Genomic DNA, 16,145 nt, shown 5'->3' on the forward strand with positions numbered 1-16,145 from the left:
CATTAAAGGAGAATTTTTTCAAATTAAATGTTAAAATGGAATTTAGGTGTGAATGACGTAACAAATAAGAAACTAGTTTGAAACGAGGAAATTATATGGAGAAAATTATCAAAAACAAGCCCAATAAGCTAAAAATTGCTTCAAAAGCTTTGATGATTATTATTGGGGCATTTATCACAGCGTACGGATTAGAAGCGGTATTAATTCCAAATAACGTATCAGACGGTGGTGTGACTGGTTTAAGTATCGTTAGTTCAAGATTATTTGGATTACCATTAGGAGCTCTAATCGCAGTTATTAACATTCCTTTCGTTTGGTTAGGATATAAGCAAATCGGTAAAAGCTTTGCGATTTATTCCATTATCGGGATTGCTTCATTAGCAATAGGTACCGTTGTCATGCACGGAATACCAGCTATTATTGAAGGCGATACATTATTAGTTACAGTTGTTGGTGGTATTATCATCGGTTTTGGTATGGGACTAGCATTACGTAACGGTGGGGCATTAGATGGAATCGATATGCTTGCTGTATTACTTTCTCGTAAGTTACCATTTGGAACGAGTGACCTTATTTTATTCTTAAACATGTTCGTATTTATTTTCGTATCAACGGTATTCGGCCTGCAAGGAGCTATCCTTTCGGCAATTGCTTACTTTATCGCTTCGAAAGTGATTCATATCGTTGAAGTTGGTTTAAGTGGTTCAAAAGCATTTAAAATTATTACAAAAGAGCCTGAATTAATGGTAGAAACAATTCGCGATCGTTTAGGCCGAAGTGCAACATATAACGAAGTATACGGTGGTTATTCAAGAGAGAAGTTTAAAGAAATTTCATGTGTAATTAACCGTTTAGAAGAAAGTAAAATGAAAGAACTTATTAATGAAATCGATCCACATGCCTTTATTACAGTTTATGACGTAGCAGAAGTAAAAGGCGGTAATTTCAAGAAACGTGATATTCATTAATCGTTATAAAAAAGAGGGTGTGCCAAAATTTTGGCACACCCTCTTTTTATTATTAAGTTGTTATCGTTGTCAGTTTTTGTCGGTAAGTCGATATATTTCAATAATCGCTGATATATTTTTACTTCCTCCCTTATGCCTAAATCGTACCACCTGAGAGGAATTAATTCCCATAACAAAAAAAGACCAAAAAGCAAATTCCACTTTTCGGTCTCTACACTATCTTCTCTTCGTAATCTTTCCTGAACCACCGACCCTCGTTTTCGGAGGAGATGTATTCCTTGGCGGCGTTTTAATAGATGATTTTGGCTTCACATCTGATCCGCTTGAACCGCCTGGTGTTTTTGTAATTTTACCCTTGCTTCCAGTAGAAGGTGGGGGCGTCGTATTACTTCCTTTTTCAGTAATACTTCCCTTATCACCTACTGATGGTTTCGAATCTACATTATCGCCTCGCTTAATGATAGACCCTTTCCCTTCCTTCGTAATTGGAGGTGGGGTTTTCTTTTCTTCTTTCGTAGGTGGTCTCTCTGGAATAACTGGTTTATGATTTTGTCTATCGTTATATCCTCGATAATCACCGTATGATGATTTTCGTGAACCGAATATATCGTTTAATATGCTACCCATAATATATCCTTGCAAGAAGGACGGTTGGTAATTTTGACGGACAAATTCTTTATTACTTATTTCAATTAACGTATCAGATGGTTTCTCTTTATCCTTTTGCAGGTTATAAATCTTATCAGAATAAACGAGGAACATTTGATTTTCGTCTTCTTTAGATGCTTGCTTCGGTTCTCTTTCGTTAATGAGTTCCTTCGCTACTTCAGGAACTGACCGATTGGCGGCCCTATACACGTAAGATTCTTGTTTACCTTCCTTGGCAACAGATTCAAGTGGATAACGGTCTTGAATCGACTTTGTCTGCCCGCCTTGACAACCTGATAAGGCATAACCAGCAACAACAAGTAATATAACGATAGCAAGTATAGGGATCACAAACGATTTAATCATGGTAAACAATCGGTTTGACATGATTACGCCCCCTTACGTTGCTCTTATAATTTGTACATCAGCAGGAATGATTGCTTCTCCCTCATACATCATTGTGCGACCATTTTGCCATTCAATACGCAATAATTTTCGATTATCTGATTGGAATTCCCATATATACTGTTCTTCTGAAGCTGAGAATGGAGTTTTTCCCATCACAACAACACGTCCGTTATATTGTTCTTCCATATGATACTCGGTATCATCCATTTCAATTGTCGTCGGAATTTCATCAATTGAATCTAAGCGACCATCAATTGGTGTATATAATTTGTAATACGTATTTTCACGATCTTCAATTTTTAAATAACGAATGTCTTTTCCATCTTGCAATGTCAAAACAATTTCCTTACGCGAATGCATACTCGTTTTCCCAATTAATTCATACATAACTAATGAAACTTCAATCATATCGCCAGGAGCTAACGTTAAAAGACTCTTTTCCGGCTTCAGTGGCTCTGGGCTTTTCATTATATTTTTAATTCGTTTAAATAAACTCATAATCTACCCCTCCTTTTCTCTTTATAAACACGCACCTAAAATTAGTGCACCAACAATATGTAATGATCCAGCTAACATCGCATGTGCAACGCTGCCTTCTTTCGTACCTTCTTCTAAATCAAGACCAGACATTTTCTTTAATACGAATTCGATAAACATTTCTACCACTAATAAAATAACGAAAGAAACTGCTGATGCAAGGAGTGCTTGCCATAAATCATTTGCTTTCGTTATCGATTGGGATAAAATGTACCCCTGTGCAAATAATTTCATAATAAAACGAGTTGTTACAGCTGTATTTCCATTTTTGATTTCTTTTAAATCATTGTATTTTGTAAAAATTGAATCAACCCACATAATTGCAAATAAAAGTACTGCACTCGCTCCAGTCCATACAAGCATGGCAACTACATTCATCCATGTCATTGCAAAACCTCCTCTAAAAAGTAATAGAAAACCGACATGAATATATTTAGACATGTCGGTTCATTTGTCTTTATTCTATATTATTTCTCATACTGCTTCATAATACGAGCTAATTCATCGTCAACAGCAGAATTTTTGTTTAAGCTTGCGAATTCATCATCTAATGATTTTTCTTTCTTATAAACTTCACCGCTTGCTTCCGCTTCAGCCTCTAATTGAAGAGCTTTCTCTTCCATACGGCTTAAACCAGCTTTTGCTGAATTTGAATCAAATCCAGACATCGCCTGATTAATATTCTTTTGTGCTTTCGCCGCATTTACACGCGCTACAAGTGTTTCACGTTTATTTTTCAGCTCATTTAATTGCTTACGCATTTCTTCTAGCTTTAGGCGCAGGTTATCAGCAGCAGCTTTATTTTGCTCGTAGCTTGCTTTATACTCATTCATTTTTTGCTCTGCGCTTTGTTTTTCTTCAAGAGCACGACGCGCAAGATCTAAGTTATTAGCTTGAACAGCCATGTGAGCTTGCTCTTCACGTTTTTTCACAAGTGCTTCTTGCTCTTCAAATAATATTTTGAATTTCTTCTCAAGTGCGATTTGAGCTGCTACACTTTTCTCAGCTTCTTGTACATCCGCTTGCATATCGCGTAAATATTGATCCGTCATCTTAACTGGATCTTCCGCTTTTTCAATTAATGAATACACATTTGACATTGTTAAATCTCGTAATCGTTTAAATACAGACATCTAAATTCCTCCTATGATATACCTCATATTTTAAATTCACTACTTGGAAAAATAAAAATCTTCCTTAACAGTAAAGAATAGTCATTTTTACAGCTATATGTTTATTATAACAAAACTAATATGTCCTTACATGTTATTTCCAAAATACCTCTAATATAATATGACATTCTAGATAAAACATTGTATTCCTAATATATTCTCATTAATCCTCTTCAGAATTAACTTATTTTTATGCACTTTCACTAAATTACATTATTGTAATGTTACTGTAAGCTAACTCGATAGTTGCATTCCAATATTTCTTATACACTAATATCAGAAGCAACAAACAAGCTTCTTCGCATGTAAGCAACGATACAAAAATTGTATTTACTATAAAACATATAAAAGGAGAAATCATCATGAAAAAATTAGTAGGAATCGGATTAGCAGCAGCAATTTCACTTGGAGCATTATCAGGTTGTTCTTTATTAGGAGAAAAAGCGAACGGCTTTGTACTGTACGGATCAGAAGAACAAGTTCAGCAAATTACAGATAAAAACAAAAAAGAAGTGAAAGAAAAAGACTTCTATAAAATGAAAATGACAACATTAGATGGTAAAAAAGTTCTTGTAATGGATAAGAAAACTGGTGAAGAACTAGTGAAAAAAGAGTTACTTAGCAAAGTTGATGAAAAAGACGATACGAAACCACTTGATAAATTACCGGCTGTAACAACAGAACAAGGTGTATTATTCGCAAAAGAGAAAGTAGAAAATGCTACACTTGATGGGGCAAAATTAAAATATGAAGGCAACACAATTATCGGTAGTGGCCGTGCATATGCCGACATGTTCGCGGTTGTTGATGATGCAACATACGGAAATGTAAAAGGCGATGAAAAATCTGTTGGGGTATTAAAATTCGATAAAGATCCAAGTAAAGAATTCCCTGGAAAGAATGGTGTAGAATCATCACAACTTGTAAAAATTAAGAAGTAATAAAAAAAGCTTTGCGACATTCGCAAAGCTTTCTTCTATTTATGAGAAACTTGCTCCATATCCGGGCTACAAGTATTCGACTGACATGACTTATTTAAAGAACATGCGGCGCATTTTCCTTTTTTACTTCTCTTTACAAAATTAACTAACGTGTATGCTGCATAACCAAAAATGATAGCTCCAATTATAATATTGACCATCATCACAATACATCTCCTTCTAGAATCCGAGTAAGGATCCAACTTGGTATATAATGAGCGTTAATACATAAGCAACTACGAGTGGATAAACGACTGAGAAAATCGTCCACTTCGCTGATCCTGTTTCACGTTTAATAACAGCTACCGTCGCTAAACACGGAACATATAATAAAATAAAGAACATAAATGCATAAGCTGATAATGCTGTATAATGTGCTCCCATTACATTTCCAAGCACATCTTCTTTAACTGCATAAATAATTGCCATTGTAGAAACGACAACTTCCTTCGCTAAAAATCCTGTTAAAAGGGATGCTGCAGCTTGCCACGTTCCGAAGCCGAGCGGTGCAAATAGTGGTGCGATAAATCCACCAATCATCGCTAAGTAACTGTCTCCCATATCAACACCAAATCCTGATGGACCTGCATAGTTTAATAACCAAATGATAACCGAACCACCAAAGATGAATGTACCAGCTTTACGAACAAATCCTTTTCCTTTCTCCCATGTGCTCAGCCATAATGTTTTCGCTTGTGGCACACGGTAAGGCGGTAATTCAATTACGAAAATAGACTTTTCCGCTTTCAAAATCGTAAGAGACATAATTTTTGTAACTAATAACGCAAGAACAATCCCTGCAACATATAAAGAAAATACAACAGTCGCCTGACTATGCGGGAAAAATACACCCGCAAATAATGCATATACAGGTAATCGTGCTGAACAAGACATAAATGGTGTTACTAAAATGGTAAGTAAACGTTCTTTTTCCTGTTCAATCGTTCTCGCAGCCATGATACCTGGAACGTTACATCCAAAACCGATAATCATCGGAATAAAAGCTTTTCCGTTTAAGCCGAAAAACTCCATAATTCTATCCATAACAACTGCAATTCGCGCCATATACCCTGAGTCTTCTAATAATGAAATGAAAAAGAATAGTGCAAAGATTTGTGGAACGAATACTAATACAGCACCAACACCGGCAATAATACCTTCTGTAACGAGTGCTTGAATAAAATCAGAAGCTCCAATACTTGTAAGTCCAGCCGTCACCCAATCCGTAAGCTGGCCACCAAAAAACTCATCTAACATATCCGATAAAGGTGTCCCAATCCACGTAAACGTAACCTGAAAAATAAAAAACATAACTGCTAAAAAGATTGGAAGTCCTAAAATTTTATGTGTAATTAATCTATCAATTTTTTCTGAAAAAGGAATTTCCCCTTCTTTCTCATGCTTCATAACATTTGTTTTTAACTTTTCAATATACGCTTCACGAGTTTTGTAAATGTGCTCTTCTAACGTACAATCAAGTTTTCCTTCTAAGCGAGATCGAATGGCTATGAGTTCCTTATAAATTGGTAATGCTTTCATTTCTTTTTCTACTACTTCGTTATTACTTAAAAATTGAAGTGCTAACCATCTCGGATGCTCGTAATTCGCTTTCTCCAAAAGAGAAATTACCTCTCCAATTCCTTCATCCATTTGTACACCATATGAAATAAGGAATGGCTTTCTCTCTTTTTTGTCATTTTCTTTAAGAGCCGTAAGCAGTTCTTCACAGCCTTTTCCACTTCTTGCAACAACAGGAACGACTGTTACATCTAATAGCTCTGATAATCGTTTTACATCAATGACAATTCCTCTTTGCTTCGCCACATCAACCATATTTAAACCAATTGAGACCGGCTTACCAAATTCAAGTAATTGCAACGTTAAATGCATATTTCTCTCAAACTGCGAAGAATCTACGATATTTAACATATGATTAAATTCTTCTGTTAATAAAAAGTTTGTTACAACACCTTCATCACGTGAAACTGGATTTAAATCATACACACCTGGCAAATCAATTAATGTTCCTTGTCTATCTTTTAATTTACCAACCTTTTTTTCTACTGTTACACCGCTCCAGTTTCCTACGTATTCATAAGAACCAGTAAGTGCATTAAATAATGATGTCTTCCCTGTATTCGGATTCCCTAGCAAAGCTACCTTATTCACGCTAATTCCACCTTTATCATTTTCGCGTCACAATGACGAATACTAATTAACTGTCCACGACACTCCAATGTACAAGGACCTTTGAACATCGCTTTCTGCTTCATACGAAGTTCGCTTCCTTCAGAAAGACCAAAAGCAGCCAGTCTTCTCTTTAATAATTGATCTAACGACTGAACGCTTTTTACTAGCACTTTCTCACCGATTTTAATATCTACTAAGCTCATAACCTTCCCCCTCAGAAGAGAATGATAATTATTTTCAGAAGAATTATAGCACACTCTATTTCTCTTGTACTATACCTTTTTGCTTCATATTTATTAACATTTCGCTACAATTCTATTTCAATTATTGTCATACAGCATTTGTTTGCCATTCTCATCCATTTCGCTTACAATAAACAATAACAAATAAAGAATTTCGTTATCACTGGGGGAGCCATGCCGCTGAGAGGGAACACTTCGTTCCGACCCTTCGAACCTGTTAGTTAATGCTAACGCAGGGATTGTGCAAACGTCCGAAATACATACCTCATTTTTATTTACGTATTTCGTATCCTCCTATGATATCTATTCTTTTTTGTACAACTTGGATTTAGGGGGAGACAACATGCGTAACACCAATTTACAAGCGATGATCGAATCTGCTATTCTTGCAGCCTTCGCCTTGGTCATCGACATTTTACCACTTTCAATAAAAATATCAGCAACAGGCGGTTCCATTTCATTTGCTATGATTCCTATTTTTATTATCGCGTACCGCTGGGGTTTCAAAATGGCTTTCTTAGGAGGCCTAATTTGGGGATTATTACAAATTGTCGTAGGCGATGCCATTATCGTCACACCAATTCAAGTACTAATTGAATACTTTGTTGCTTTTGCATTCATTGGATTTGCTGGTTTATTCTATCGTCCAATTCAAAAAGCACTTTTAACTTCCAATGATAATAGCGAAGAGCAATCAAATTTAGGTAGCCGTAAAGACAAACCTTCATTAAAATCAAACCAAGGAAAGAAAGTAATTGGATACATTATCGTCGCTACTTTTATCGGTAGTCTAGCTCGTTACTTCTGTCACTTTATCGCTGGTATCATTTTCTGGGGACAATATGCACCAAAAGGCCAATCGGCTTTCCTATATTCTTTAATATTTAACGGTAGTACAATGATTGGTTCCTATATTCTATGTACCGTTTTACTTATATTTTTATTTATCACTTCACCACGATTATTCAAAAGCATCAGTGCTTATCAAATGAATACACAAAAAAAGGGCGCTTAATGAGCGCTCTTTTTTCATATCGTAATATCAATTAAAAATACAATAAATGCGCAAAAGAAAATAAATACCATTATACTTAGCCAATTGCTATGCACGGTTCATCGACTCCTTACATAACCTCATATTCTAAACAAATTATACTGATTAAAAATAAAGATTAGGTAAAGATAATATGAAAATAAATTAAAAAAGCGTAAATCATAGTATTTACGCTTTTTTCGGTAAATAGAAGTAAAATAACACACCATCTTCTGTATTTCCTGCCCCATATTCAGTATCATGTAGTTCTAAAATATTCTTTGAAATGGCAAGCCCAAGCCCCGTCCCACCTTGTGAACGCTGACGAGCTGTATCCACTCGATAAAAACGATCCCAAATTTTATCTAATTGTTCTTCTTCAATGTGAGTACCTTTATTTTCAATGCACACTTTTATACGATCCTTCTCATCTATTGTAGAAATAATAATATCTTCTTTATTTGGTGTATAACGTATGGCATTCGTAATGAAATTCACGATGACTTGTTCAATCCGGCCTTGATTTGCAATCACTTCAAATGAACATATATTTTTATGAACACGAAGCTCTTTTTTCTCTATTTCTACAGATAGATGTTCACATATGTCTTCAATTACTGTATCAATATAAAACGAATCCTTTTTCATTTTATATGTACCAGATTCAAATTTAGCTAACTCAAGCATATCCAAAATTAACGTATCCATTTTGTCTACTTCTCTCTCCATTGCCTGAAAATAATACTCTTTTTTATGTTCAGCTACCCCGTCTTTTAAAATAGAAATACAGCTTTTCATAATACTTAGCGGTGTTTTTAATTCATGTGAAACACCAGAAATGAATTCTTTTCGCGTCTTTTCTAACTTTCTTTCCTTTTCAATATCTTCTTCTAACTGCCCAATATGCGAATGGAGTTTATTTGATAGAACATTAATATTTTTCGATAAATCTCCAATTTCATCTTTTGAAGTAATCGGTATTTTTTCTGTAAAATCTAATTGTGCTATTTTCTTCGTCGTATCATTTATTTTTAATAATGGTTTTGCAATTTGTTTTGAATAATAAAACGAAGCTAAAAAAATAAGAACGACTACAAATGCAATGATATAGATGTAATAATCTTGCACCATTTGTACAGCTTCATCTACAGGCTGTAAAGAAGCCATCGCATAAATATATGTTACTGATCCATCTTTTTCTTTTATTGGTTTCATTAATAATTTATATTTTATATCATTCTTTTCATAGTCCATTGTCTTTGTTGAATACTCTATTTGATTACTCTCTTTTAATAATACATCCGTTTGAAATTCTTTTATACTATCCAAAAATAAAGTATTTTTATAAATTGGATTTACGGGGCCTTTTACATCTGGAAACTGTACTTTTGTAACAAACCCACCTATATAAGCATCTGGTTCTTGGGCAGCTTGCTCCTGAACAGCCGGATTCTTTTCCTTACTTACTTGTTCCTCAGCTGCTTTCTTTTTCTCCTCATCTAATTTACTCATTTTCTCCTTAAATGCTTTTTCTAACGGTTTATTAGATCCACTTAAATTCTGCTTAGATAACGAGAAAGAGAATGGAATAAAACTATCTCCTTTTTTCACTCCAGAAAAATAAATTTCTTGCCCTAAAAACTGCTCTGATGGTTTATTATCAATCTCCTCTATATTGACGAGATTGTATAGGGGGATTTTGAATAGTTGTTGTCCAAACCTCTTTTGTTGCCAACGATCTATCGTTACTTCAAAATAAAAATCATCTGCATGTTTTAAATTCCCGTTCTTATCTAATGTCGTAATCCACGTATTATTTTCTCTTAAAAAGTCTTGCTCTAGTTTCTGAATTTCTTCTGCATTTCCTGCATAATTTAAATAATTCTTCTCAAAGGAATTTAAATTTACTTTAATATCTTCCACTTTTCGATTCGCATAATATTGTTTGAAAAATATCGTTTGTCCAATAAATATCGTCGCTAAAATCAACATGCATAATGCTGCTGTAAGAGTAAATAATTTTAGTACAATCCCTTTTCTCATATATTCCCCTCAAATTTATAACCAGTTCGTACTACAGTTGTAATATACTTCGCTTTCTCTCCTAATTTATTTCTTAAATTACGAATATGACTATTCACCGTTCGATCATCACCAGCAAATTCATATCCCCAAATTCTTGAAATGAGTTGCTCTCGCGTTAAAACGATTCCTTGATTTTTCATGAAATACGCTAATATTTCAAATTCTGTATGCGTTAAATTAATATCGGTTCTATCTACCGTAACAGTGCGAGACGGAAAATGAACGTGAATGCCGTGGATTGATAATGTATCATCTTCATTCTCTAAAAGTTGCTTTGTCACTTTTCTGCTTTCTAACAACCTTTTCGCTCTTGCTAATAAAATTGGCGGACTATACGGCTTCGTCACATAATCATCTGCCCCAAGTTCAAAACCAAGTAACGTATCGTCTTCATCTACACGCGCCGTCAGCATAATAATAGGCACCTCGGACGTCTTTCGAATCCTTCGGCAAACAGACCATCCATCGAGTTCTGGCAACATAATATCTAAAATAACTAAATCAACCTCTTCTTCTTCAAATACAACTAAAGCCTCTTTTCCGTCCCTCGCTTCAAACACTACATATTGCTCACTTAAAAAATAATCTTTTAATATTTCACGTAATATGTCTTCATCTTCAACAATTAAAATGTTTTTTGACATAACTTATTTATCCCCCTCTCGCTTTCAGAAACTATAATTTCACTTTGAATAACTAGCAGTTAACTTCGCCTCGATAATATATCTATCTGGTGCATCCCCTATATAATTAAATGGGTAACAAGTTGTCAGTGTTAATATCGGTTCTTCTTTTTTTATAATAACAGTGCGATCATCCGCATGGGTAATCCACGTCTTTTGAATTTCGTATGTGTACGTTTTATTATCATACTCTAAAATAAGAGTATCCTTTTCTTTCAACTCTCCTAAATCTGTAAATACAGTATCTCGGTGTCCACTCAGTACAGTATGCCCCCCTCCAGATGGAGTTGTCGTTAAATCGCTAACGAACATACCCACTCCTTTTTTCAAAGTCGTATCATCTGCTCCCCAATATATAGAAAACTTCTTCTTTATTTTCGGTATGTTTAACATCGCTACCTTTTCTCCTTCTTTATGTTCTGTTTGAGAAGAAGGCACTTGAGAAGTTACAGGTGTTTCATGAGAAAGTTGAGTATCTTGTATATTTTTAAGACTCTTTATTTCTTCTGCAGTTAATTGCCCGGCAGAGCTTCTTCCTTTATACCATTCCACAACATAATAGGATCCCATGAATAGCCCTATAGCCATCAATATGATACCGATATAATTGAGTAACTTCATTCTTCATTCCTCCATGCCAAAAATGGTAGGAGTAACCTACCATTTTTAATATATGAAATTATCCCATTCTTTATAGGAAAATATTTTATTTACGCTTTAATCTTATTGCGACGATTCAAACCAAATAATGTACCTACCGCTACAAGACATGCACTTAATCCCATCATTGCTACATTATTTGATGCTGTATTTGGTAATTTTTCACCTTGTATAACTGGCTTTGCTACTTCTTTTTTAGCTACTTCATTCTTTTGCTCGGCTTTTATCGCTGCTTCTTTTTTGGCCATATCGTTTTTTAACTGTTCTTGCGCTATTCTCTTTTTCTCTTCTTCACTTTTTTTTTCAGCTTTTATTGCTTCTTCTTTTTTAGCCATATCATTTTTTTCTTGTACTTGTGCCGCTTGCTTTTTCTCTACTTCACTTTTTTGCTGTTCCTTAATTGCTTCTTCTTTTTTAGCTTTATCTTGTTGCACTTGCGCTTCTTCCTTTGTTACTGTTCCAGTATCTGCACTCGCTACTGAAGAATATCCTACTGTTAAAAGTGCCATTGCACAAATTGGTAATAGTCTCTTTTTCATCTTAATTCTCTCCTTATATTTTATTCACATCAACTCGCACCGGATGTATTACTAGAATAAGCAAGAGATATAAATATAAGATGCAGATGAAATATATTTCATTTAAAGATTTCATTGTAGAAAAAGAAAAAAACATCGCAATATGTACGATGTTTTTTTCGGGTGTGTGTCTCAATTATTTACATGTTACTTTCGCGTGATTTGGAAGTAGAACGGGCTGGAGCGATAACTAATTGTCTCGGCTCAGTTTTCTTGAAGTGATTTTTGACGTTACACTTACGACGTTGAACAACCCACGCTTTAATAGGGTTTGTTAAAATAATCTTTTGCTCTTCGTTAGGGGCCTCTTCTTCAAACCTACAACTCTCGCTCCATTTATTCCATTTCATTGTAAATTTAGAAGAAGAATGATCATCTTCACGATCAAACAAGTGCAAAAAATCCATTTTTCCATCTAGTATTACGGTGTTACTAGTCGCTAAAAAAGAAAAGGTCGTCCAACGTTTCTCCATGCCCTCCTACTCCTTTTTCACATATAGAGTGCCTAAAACTTAATTTACCTAAAATATGCTTGCCTTTTACCTTACACCCATAGTTTATCCAAAATGCTATTATGCAACTATCGATTTGCCTTACAACTACCTTACATTTTTGTAAGAAACAAAAAAACCTTCACTCGATATAATGAAGGTTTCTTACTTTTTATCTATATGATCTCTCATATCATCAAGTCCAGCTTCTTTTAGCTGCGACATCATACCGTGCGAAATTGCTCCTAACACTAAAGTCATTCCAATTAATGAAATACGAATCGCAGGTACATCAATTACGTAAGCCAACAGGCCAAGAACAATTGTTAAAAGTAATGCTTTTATAAATGTTACACTTGTGTACTGTTTCTTCTTCATCATATTCACCCTTTATGGAAGCGTTTTCTTAATACACTTAGTATATCATATCATCAGATGATTTTGGCGTTATCTTTGTAAAAAATTACTATCTCCTTTGACTTTTTCTATTCTATCCTTTACAGTCGAAATGTTCGCAAGTTTTACACTGTAGGAGGATTACAATGAATATTGAAATAAAAGACACTTTAATTTCTGAAGAACAATTACAAGCAAAAGTTAAAGAATTAGCACTTCAAATCGAACGTGACTTTGAAGGAGAAGAAATCGTAGTTATCGCAGTATTAAAAGGTTCATTCGTATTTGCTGCTGATTTAATTCGTCACATCAAAAATGATGTAACAATTGACTTTATTTCTGCATCTAGCTACGGAAATCAAACAGAAACAACAGGAAAAGTGAAACTACTAAAAGATATCGACGTAAACATTACTGGAAAAAACGTAATTGTTGTAGAAGATATTATCGATTCTGGTTTAACACTTCATTTCCTAAAAGACCACTTCTTTATGCATAAACCAAAAGCACTCAAGTTCTGTACATTACTTGATAAGCCAGAACGTCGTAAAGTAGACTTAACAGCTGAATATGTTGGCTTCCAAATTCCAGACGAATTCATCGTTGGATACGGTATCGACTGTGCGGAAAAATATCGTAACTTACCATTCATCGCTTCAGTTGTAACGGAATAATCGTATAACTTAAAAAATCGATAGTACATAAAATGTATATCGGCGATTTTCAAAATATATCGACCGTAACTCAAATTATATCAGCGATTTTTTAAATATATCGACTTACCGACAATAACTGACAATGTTAGCACCCAATTAATAGGGAGAAGCTGTTCTAAAATACATGGGAACAGCTCCTTTCTTTCCATTTACAAACTACAGGGAGAGATGAAATATGACAAAGACAAAATTTGAAAAAGTACTCCTCATCGTAAATCCGAAAGCTGGTCAAGGTGACTTACATACAAATTTAACGAAAATCGTACCACCTCTTGCCGCAGCTTTTCCTGATCTACATATCCTTCATACGAAAAAACAAGGTGATGCAACAAAATATTGCCAAGAGTTTGCTAGTAAAGTAGATTTAATTATCGTCTTTGGTGGTGATGGAACAGTATTTGAATGCACAAATGGCTTAGCACCTCTCGAAACTAGACCTACACTTGCAATCATTCCAGGCGGAACTTGCAACGACTTCTCTCGCACACTTGGTGTTCCGCAAAACATTGCAGAAGCGGCAAAACTTATTACAAAAGAACACATAAAACCAGTTGACGTTGCAAAAGCAAATGGACAACATTTCTTAAACTTCTGGGGAATTGGCCTCGTATCTGAAGTATCAAACAATATCGATGCAGAAGAAAAAGCAAAGCTTGGTAAAATCGGTTACTATTTAAGCACAATTCGAACTGTAAAAAATGCTGAAACATTCCCAGTAAAAATTACTTATGACGGACAAGTATATGAAGACGAAGCTGTCCTTGTCATGGTTGGAAATGGGGAATATCTTGGTGGTATTCCATCCTTTATTCCAAACGTAAAATGTGATGACGGAACACTTGATATTTTCGTAGTCAAATCAACAGGTATTCAAGCATTTAAAGATTACATCGGAAAGAAACTATTTGAAGACTCAAATGAAAATGACATCTTCCACGTAAAAGCGAAATCCATTCATATTGAAACGAAAGAAGAAAAAGAAGTAGATACAGATGGAGAAAGTTCGCTTCATACACCTTGTCACATTGAATTATTACCAGGACACTTTACGATGATTTATAATCCTGCGGTTGTGTAAAGAAAAAAACGAGTGCTAGCACTCGTTTTTTTCTCTTCTAATCTAGTTATGTCGTTGAATCATTTCTTGTATTTCTTTAACCCTCTCTAAAGTAATTCCATTTCTTTGTTCGATCGCTAAAGGATGCTCGGTTGGCTCTAATTCAACATACGGTGCCGTTCCAACTTCTCTTATATGTACATTTGTTTTTAAATTTAATGTTTCTGGATAAAATGGTATTTCTACAGATAACCAACCAAAATAAGGATCACTATTTTCTCGGCCTCTCTCATCCCACTTTTCTAATACTTCATCATAACTTTCTTTACTAAGTGATACCCAAACAGTCCATATGAAATTTTCGTGGTAGTCAATGATAGGAATCTCTAAACATCCTCTAATAAAATAATGTTCATCATCCATTACACAAAGATCTGATGTTAAATGGAAGCGTTCCTCTCTTTCATGGGGCGCTACCTTGTAATAATAATATGGTGCTTCACTTCCGTAGCATAGAGGTAGTGCAAAACGATGCATTTGTACTTTTTCTCCGGATTTTCTTCTTCTTTTCATTTGTTATTCTTTCTCCTATCCTTTTCAGTCACAATCAAACTCTATCCAATTTCTCCAATGCGTATTAGCATTTTCATTCACAATAACACTTGGATCTTTCTTCTCTATTGCAGCGGCTACTGATTGGAAGAATTCATTTTCACTTACTTTTTCGTCTTCAACATGTTTCCATTCTTCCGTTTCATACGCTACTTCCCAGTCGCCTTCTAAACCGAACTCTTCTAAAATTTCTCCTTTATCCCACCACAATAATTTTTGAGCTTCCTCATTAGTAGCAAGCATACGCATGAAGTATGTTGGATAATGCTCTGTCGTTTGTACTTCTATTCCATTATTTATATAATCTTCTTCTGTAAATTCATATTCAAAATGATGCTCGCGAATTTTTAAACTGCCGTTATAAATATTCGGTATAAATTCACCTTCATCATCAAACAACTCATAATCGCCATTATTTAATTGTAAAATGCAATCATCACCCATTGAATGAGTAATTCTATCGCCATATACTTGAATATCATTACATACACCTAATGAACCTACACCAACAATTTGAAACACCATTAGCCAATCCTTAGTATCTTTAAAGAAAAGAGAGAATTTCACTTGTGAAATATCAATATATTCATTATCAAAGGCAGGAAATTCATACTTACTTTGCTTTTTATCTAATAGTTTTAAAATATCTTTTTGCATATGTAGCATCTTCACCTCGATATAAACAAAAA

The 16,145-nt window shown here is 34.6% G+C and carries 20 protein-coding genes and 1 riboswitch; of the genes, 5 read left to right on the forward strand and 15 right to left on the reverse strand.

The window, feature by feature from the left end; genetic code table 11:
* The first annotated feature begins 95 nt into the window (after window positions 1-95).
* Window positions 96-968 (forward strand): YitT family protein, encoded by an 873-nt coding sequence (locus ACTFP3_RS17395; RefSeq protein ID WP_000411240.1) that lies wholly within the window; start codon window positions 96-98, stop codon window positions 966-968.
* A 216-nt stretch (window positions 969-1,184) separates the two neighbouring features.
* Here ACTFP3_RS17395 and ACTFP3_RS17400 read toward each other — a convergent pair whose 3' ends face one another.
* The 4 genes from ACTFP3_RS17400 to ACTFP3_RS17415 all read right to left on the reverse strand — a co-directional run bounded on the left by ACTFP3_RS17400 (window position 1,185) and on the right by ACTFP3_RS17415 (window position 3,694).
* The gene (locus ACTFP3_RS17400) at window positions 1,185-2,003 is read right to left on the reverse strand and encodes a DUF4247 domain-containing protein (RefSeq protein ID WP_000071190.1); all 819 of its coding nucleotides are present in this window, start codon (window positions 2,001-2,003) and stop codon (window positions 1,185-1,187) included.
* A 12-nt stretch (window positions 2,004-2,015) separates the two neighbouring features.
* Window positions 2,016-2,522 (reverse strand): DUF4178 domain-containing protein, encoded by a 507-nt coding sequence (locus ACTFP3_RS17405; RefSeq protein ID WP_000051739.1) that lies wholly within the window; start codon window positions 2,520-2,522, stop codon window positions 2,016-2,018.
* A 21-nt stretch (window positions 2,523-2,543) separates the two neighbouring features.
* Complete coding sequence (locus ACTFP3_RS17410) at window positions 2,544-2,948, reverse strand: DUF350 domain-containing protein (protein ID WP_000220087.1); 405 nt, start codon at window positions 2,946-2,948, stop codon at window positions 2,544-2,546.
* An 80-nt stretch (window positions 2,949-3,028) separates the two neighbouring features.
* Window positions 3,029-3,694, reverse strand: a complete 666-nt coding sequence (locus ACTFP3_RS17415; RefSeq protein WP_001975967.1) for a PspA/IM30 family protein — start codon at window positions 3,692-3,694, stop codon at window positions 3,029-3,031.
* 401 nt (window positions 3,695-4,095) lie between these two features.
* Here ACTFP3_RS17415 and ACTFP3_RS17420 point away from each other — a divergent pair, with 401 nt between their 5' ends.
* Window positions 4,096-4,674: a lipoprotein BA_5634 family protein gene (locus ACTFP3_RS17420; protein WP_440010895.1), complete on the forward strand. Its 579-nt coding sequence runs from the start codon at window positions 4,096-4,098 to the stop codon at window positions 4,672-4,674.
* A 35-nt stretch (window positions 4,675-4,709) separates the two neighbouring features.
* On the opposite strand, the gene ACTFP3_RS17425 is transcribed toward ACTFP3_RS17420, so the two are convergent.
* The 3 genes from ACTFP3_RS17425 to ACTFP3_RS17435 are packed head-to-tail and all read right to left on the reverse strand — an operon-like array spanning window position 4,710 to window position 7,106.
* Window positions 4,710-4,877, reverse strand: a complete 168-nt coding sequence (locus ACTFP3_RS17425; protein WP_440010896.1) for a FeoB-associated Cys-rich membrane protein — start codon at window positions 4,875-4,877, stop codon at window positions 4,710-4,712.
* Window positions 4,878-4,893: 16 nt separating this feature from the next.
* Entirely contained in the window at window positions 4,894-6,882 is a 1,989-nt protein-coding gene (gene feoB / locus ACTFP3_RS17430; protein WP_440010897.1) for a ferrous iron transport protein B, read from the reverse strand.
* Window positions 6,879-7,106, reverse strand: coding sequence for a FeoA family protein (locus ACTFP3_RS17435; protein ID WP_000060519.1), 228 nt, complete (start codon window positions 7,104-7,106; stop codon window positions 6,879-6,881). Before ACTFP3_RS17435 ends, feoB begins: the two co-directional genes overlap by 4 nt.
* A 194-nt stretch (window positions 7,107-7,300) precedes the next feature.
* Window positions 7,301-7,402, forward strand: a riboswitch (TPP riboswitch).
* Window positions 7,403-7,488: 86 nt separating this feature from the next.
* Between ACTFP3_RS17435 and ACTFP3_RS17440 the strand changes: the two genes are divergently transcribed.
* Window positions 7,489-8,160: an energy-coupled thiamine transporter ThiT gene (locus tag ACTFP3_RS17440; protein ID WP_440010899.1), complete on the forward strand. Its 672-nt coding sequence runs from the start codon at window positions 7,489-7,491 to the stop codon at window positions 8,158-8,160.
* Window positions 8,161-8,367: 207 nt separating this feature from the next.
* Here ACTFP3_RS17440 and ACTFP3_RS17445 read toward each other — a convergent pair whose 3' ends face one another.
* The 6 genes from ACTFP3_RS17445 to ACTFP3_RS17470 form a co-directional block, all read right to left on the reverse strand.
* Window positions 8,368-10,221, reverse strand: a complete 1,854-nt coding sequence (locus ACTFP3_RS17445; RefSeq protein WP_440010900.1) for a sensor histidine kinase — start codon at window positions 10,219-10,221, stop codon at window positions 8,368-8,370.
* Window positions 10,218-10,907 (reverse strand): response regulator transcription factor, encoded by a 690-nt coding sequence (locus ACTFP3_RS17450; protein WP_000041856.1) that lies wholly within the window; start codon window positions 10,905-10,907, stop codon window positions 10,218-10,220. The genes ACTFP3_RS17445 and ACTFP3_RS17450 overlap by 4 nt, the downstream gene beginning before the upstream one ends.
* A gap of 39 nt (window positions 10,908-10,946) precedes the next feature.
* Window positions 10,947-11,567: a class D sortase gene (locus tag ACTFP3_RS17455; protein WP_440010901.1), complete on the reverse strand. Its 621-nt coding sequence runs from the start codon at window positions 11,565-11,567 to the stop codon at window positions 10,947-10,949.
* 89 nt (window positions 11,568-11,656) lie between these two features.
* Window positions 11,657-12,145 (reverse strand): LPXTG cell wall anchor domain-containing protein, encoded by a 489-nt coding sequence (locus ACTFP3_RS17460; protein ID WP_152121286.1) that lies wholly within the window; start codon window positions 12,143-12,145, stop codon window positions 11,657-11,659.
* 179 nt (window positions 12,146-12,324) lie between these two features.
* Window positions 12,325-12,657 (reverse strand): hypothetical protein, encoded by a 333-nt coding sequence (locus ACTFP3_RS17465; RefSeq protein WP_440010903.1) that lies wholly within the window; start codon window positions 12,655-12,657, stop codon window positions 12,325-12,327.
* 183 nt (window positions 12,658-12,840) lie between these two features.
* Window positions 12,841-13,056, reverse strand: coding sequence for a hypothetical protein (locus ACTFP3_RS17470; protein ID WP_002001286.1), 216 nt, complete (start codon window positions 13,054-13,056; stop codon window positions 12,841-12,843).
* Window positions 13,057-13,217: 161 nt separating this feature from the next.
* On the opposite strand from ACTFP3_RS17470, the gene hpt reads away from it, so the two are divergent.
* Together hpt and ACTFP3_RS17480 are read left to right on the forward strand one after the other, a co-directional pair.
* Window positions 13,218-13,745 carry a hypoxanthine phosphoribosyltransferase gene (gene hpt, locus ACTFP3_RS17475; RefSeq protein ID WP_001019295.1) on the forward strand — a complete coding sequence of 176 codons (528 nt, stop codon included), beginning with the start codon at window positions 13,218-13,220 and terminating at the stop codon, window positions 13,743-13,745.
* 217 nt (window positions 13,746-13,962) lie between these two features.
* On the forward strand, window positions 13,963-14,865 hold the full coding sequence (locus ACTFP3_RS17480; RefSeq protein WP_000167901.1) for a diacylglycerol/lipid kinase family protein: 903 nt from the start codon (window positions 13,963-13,965) through the stop codon (window positions 14,863-14,865).
* Window positions 14,866-14,907: 42 nt separating this feature from the next.
* On the opposite strand, the gene ACTFP3_RS17485 is transcribed toward ACTFP3_RS17480, so the two are convergent.
* Together ACTFP3_RS17485 and ACTFP3_RS17490 are read right to left on the reverse strand one after the other, a co-directional pair.
* Window positions 14,908-15,417 carry a DUF2199 domain-containing protein gene (locus ACTFP3_RS17485; protein WP_440010905.1) on the reverse strand — a complete coding sequence of 170 codons (510 nt, stop codon included), beginning with the start codon at window positions 15,415-15,417 and terminating at the stop codon, window positions 14,908-14,910.
* Window positions 15,418-15,441: 24 nt separating this feature from the next.
* Complete coding sequence (locus ACTFP3_RS17490; RefSeq protein WP_001168087.1) at window positions 15,442-16,113, reverse strand: DUF7003 family protein; 672 nt, start codon at window positions 16,111-16,113, stop codon at window positions 15,442-15,444.
* Window positions 16,114-16,145: the final 32 nt, after the last annotated feature.

This window comes from Bacillus cereus group sp. MYBK5-2 (assembly GCF_051915685.1).
Taxonomy (GTDB): domain Bacteria; phylum Bacillota; class Bacilli; order Bacillales; family Bacillaceae_G; genus Bacillus_A; species Bacillus_A cereus.

Excerpts from the sequence above, each read along its gene's own strand:
- ACTFP3_RS17395 (WP_000411240.1), top strand. The coding sequence starts at position 96 with ATGGAGAAAATTATCAAAAACAAGCCCAATAAGCTAAAAATTGCTTCA.
- ACTFP3_RS17400 (WP_000071190.1), bottom strand. The coding sequence starts at position 2,003 with ATGTCAAACCGATTGTTTACCATGATTAAATCGTTTGTGATCCCTATA.
- ACTFP3_RS17405 (WP_000051739.1), bottom strand. The coding sequence starts at position 2,522 with ATGAGTTTATTTAAACGAATTAAAAATATAATGAAAAGCCCAGAGCCA.
- ACTFP3_RS17410 (WP_000220087.1), bottom strand. The coding sequence starts at position 2,948 with ATGACATGGATGAATGTAGTTGCCATGCTTGTATGGACTGGAGCGAGT.
- ACTFP3_RS17415 (WP_001975967.1), bottom strand. The coding sequence starts at position 3,694 with ATGTCTGTATTTAAACGATTACGAGATTTAACAATGTCAAATGTGTAT.
- ACTFP3_RS17420 (WP_440010895.1), top strand. The coding sequence starts at position 4,096 with ATGAAAAAATTAGTAGGAATCGGATTAGCAGCAGCAATTTCACTTGGA.
- ACTFP3_RS17425 (WP_440010896.1), bottom strand. The coding sequence starts at position 4,877 with ATGATGGTCAATATTATAATTGGAGCTATCATTTTTGGTTATGCAGCA.
- ACTFP3_RS17435 (WP_000060519.1), bottom strand. The coding sequence starts at position 7,106 with ATGAGCTTAGTAGATATTAAAATCGGTGAGAAAGTGCTAGTAAAAAGC.
- ACTFP3_RS17440 (WP_440010899.1), top strand. The coding sequence starts at position 7,489 with ATGCGTAACACCAATTTACAAGCGATGATCGAATCTGCTATTCTTGCA.
- ACTFP3_RS17445 (WP_440010900.1), bottom strand. The coding sequence starts at position 10,221 with ATGAGAAAAGGGATTGTACTAAAATTATTTACTCTTACAGCAGCATTA.
- ACTFP3_RS17450 (WP_000041856.1), bottom strand. The coding sequence starts at position 10,907 with ATGTCAAAAAACATTTTAATTGTTGAAGATGAAGACATATTACGTGAA.
- ACTFP3_RS17455 (WP_440010901.1), bottom strand. The coding sequence starts at position 11,567 with ATGAAGTTACTCAATTATATCGGTATCATATTGATGGCTATAGGGCTA.
- ACTFP3_RS17460 (WP_152121286.1), bottom strand. The coding sequence starts at position 12,145 with ATGAAAAAGAGACTATTACCAATTTGTGCAATGGCACTTTTAACAGTA.
- ACTFP3_RS17465 (WP_440010903.1), bottom strand. The coding sequence starts at position 12,657 with ATGGAGAAACGTTGGACGACCTTTTCTTTTTTAGCGACTAGTAACACC.
- ACTFP3_RS17470 (WP_002001286.1), bottom strand. The coding sequence starts at position 13,056 with ATGATGAAGAAGAAACAGTACACAAGTGTAACATTTATAAAAGCATTA.
- hpt (WP_001019295.1), top strand. The coding sequence starts at position 13,218 with ATGAATATTGAAATAAAAGACACTTTAATTTCTGAAGAACAATTACAA.
- ACTFP3_RS17480 (WP_000167901.1), top strand. The coding sequence starts at position 13,963 with ATGACAAAGACAAAATTTGAAAAAGTACTCCTCATCGTAAATCCGAAA.
- ACTFP3_RS17485 (WP_440010905.1), bottom strand. The coding sequence starts at position 15,417 with ATGAAAAGAAGAAGAAAATCCGGAGAAAAAGTACAAATGCATCGTTTT.
- ACTFP3_RS17490 (WP_001168087.1), bottom strand. The coding sequence starts at position 16,113 with ATGCAAAAAGATATTTTAAAACTATTAGATAAAAAGCAAAGTAAGTAT.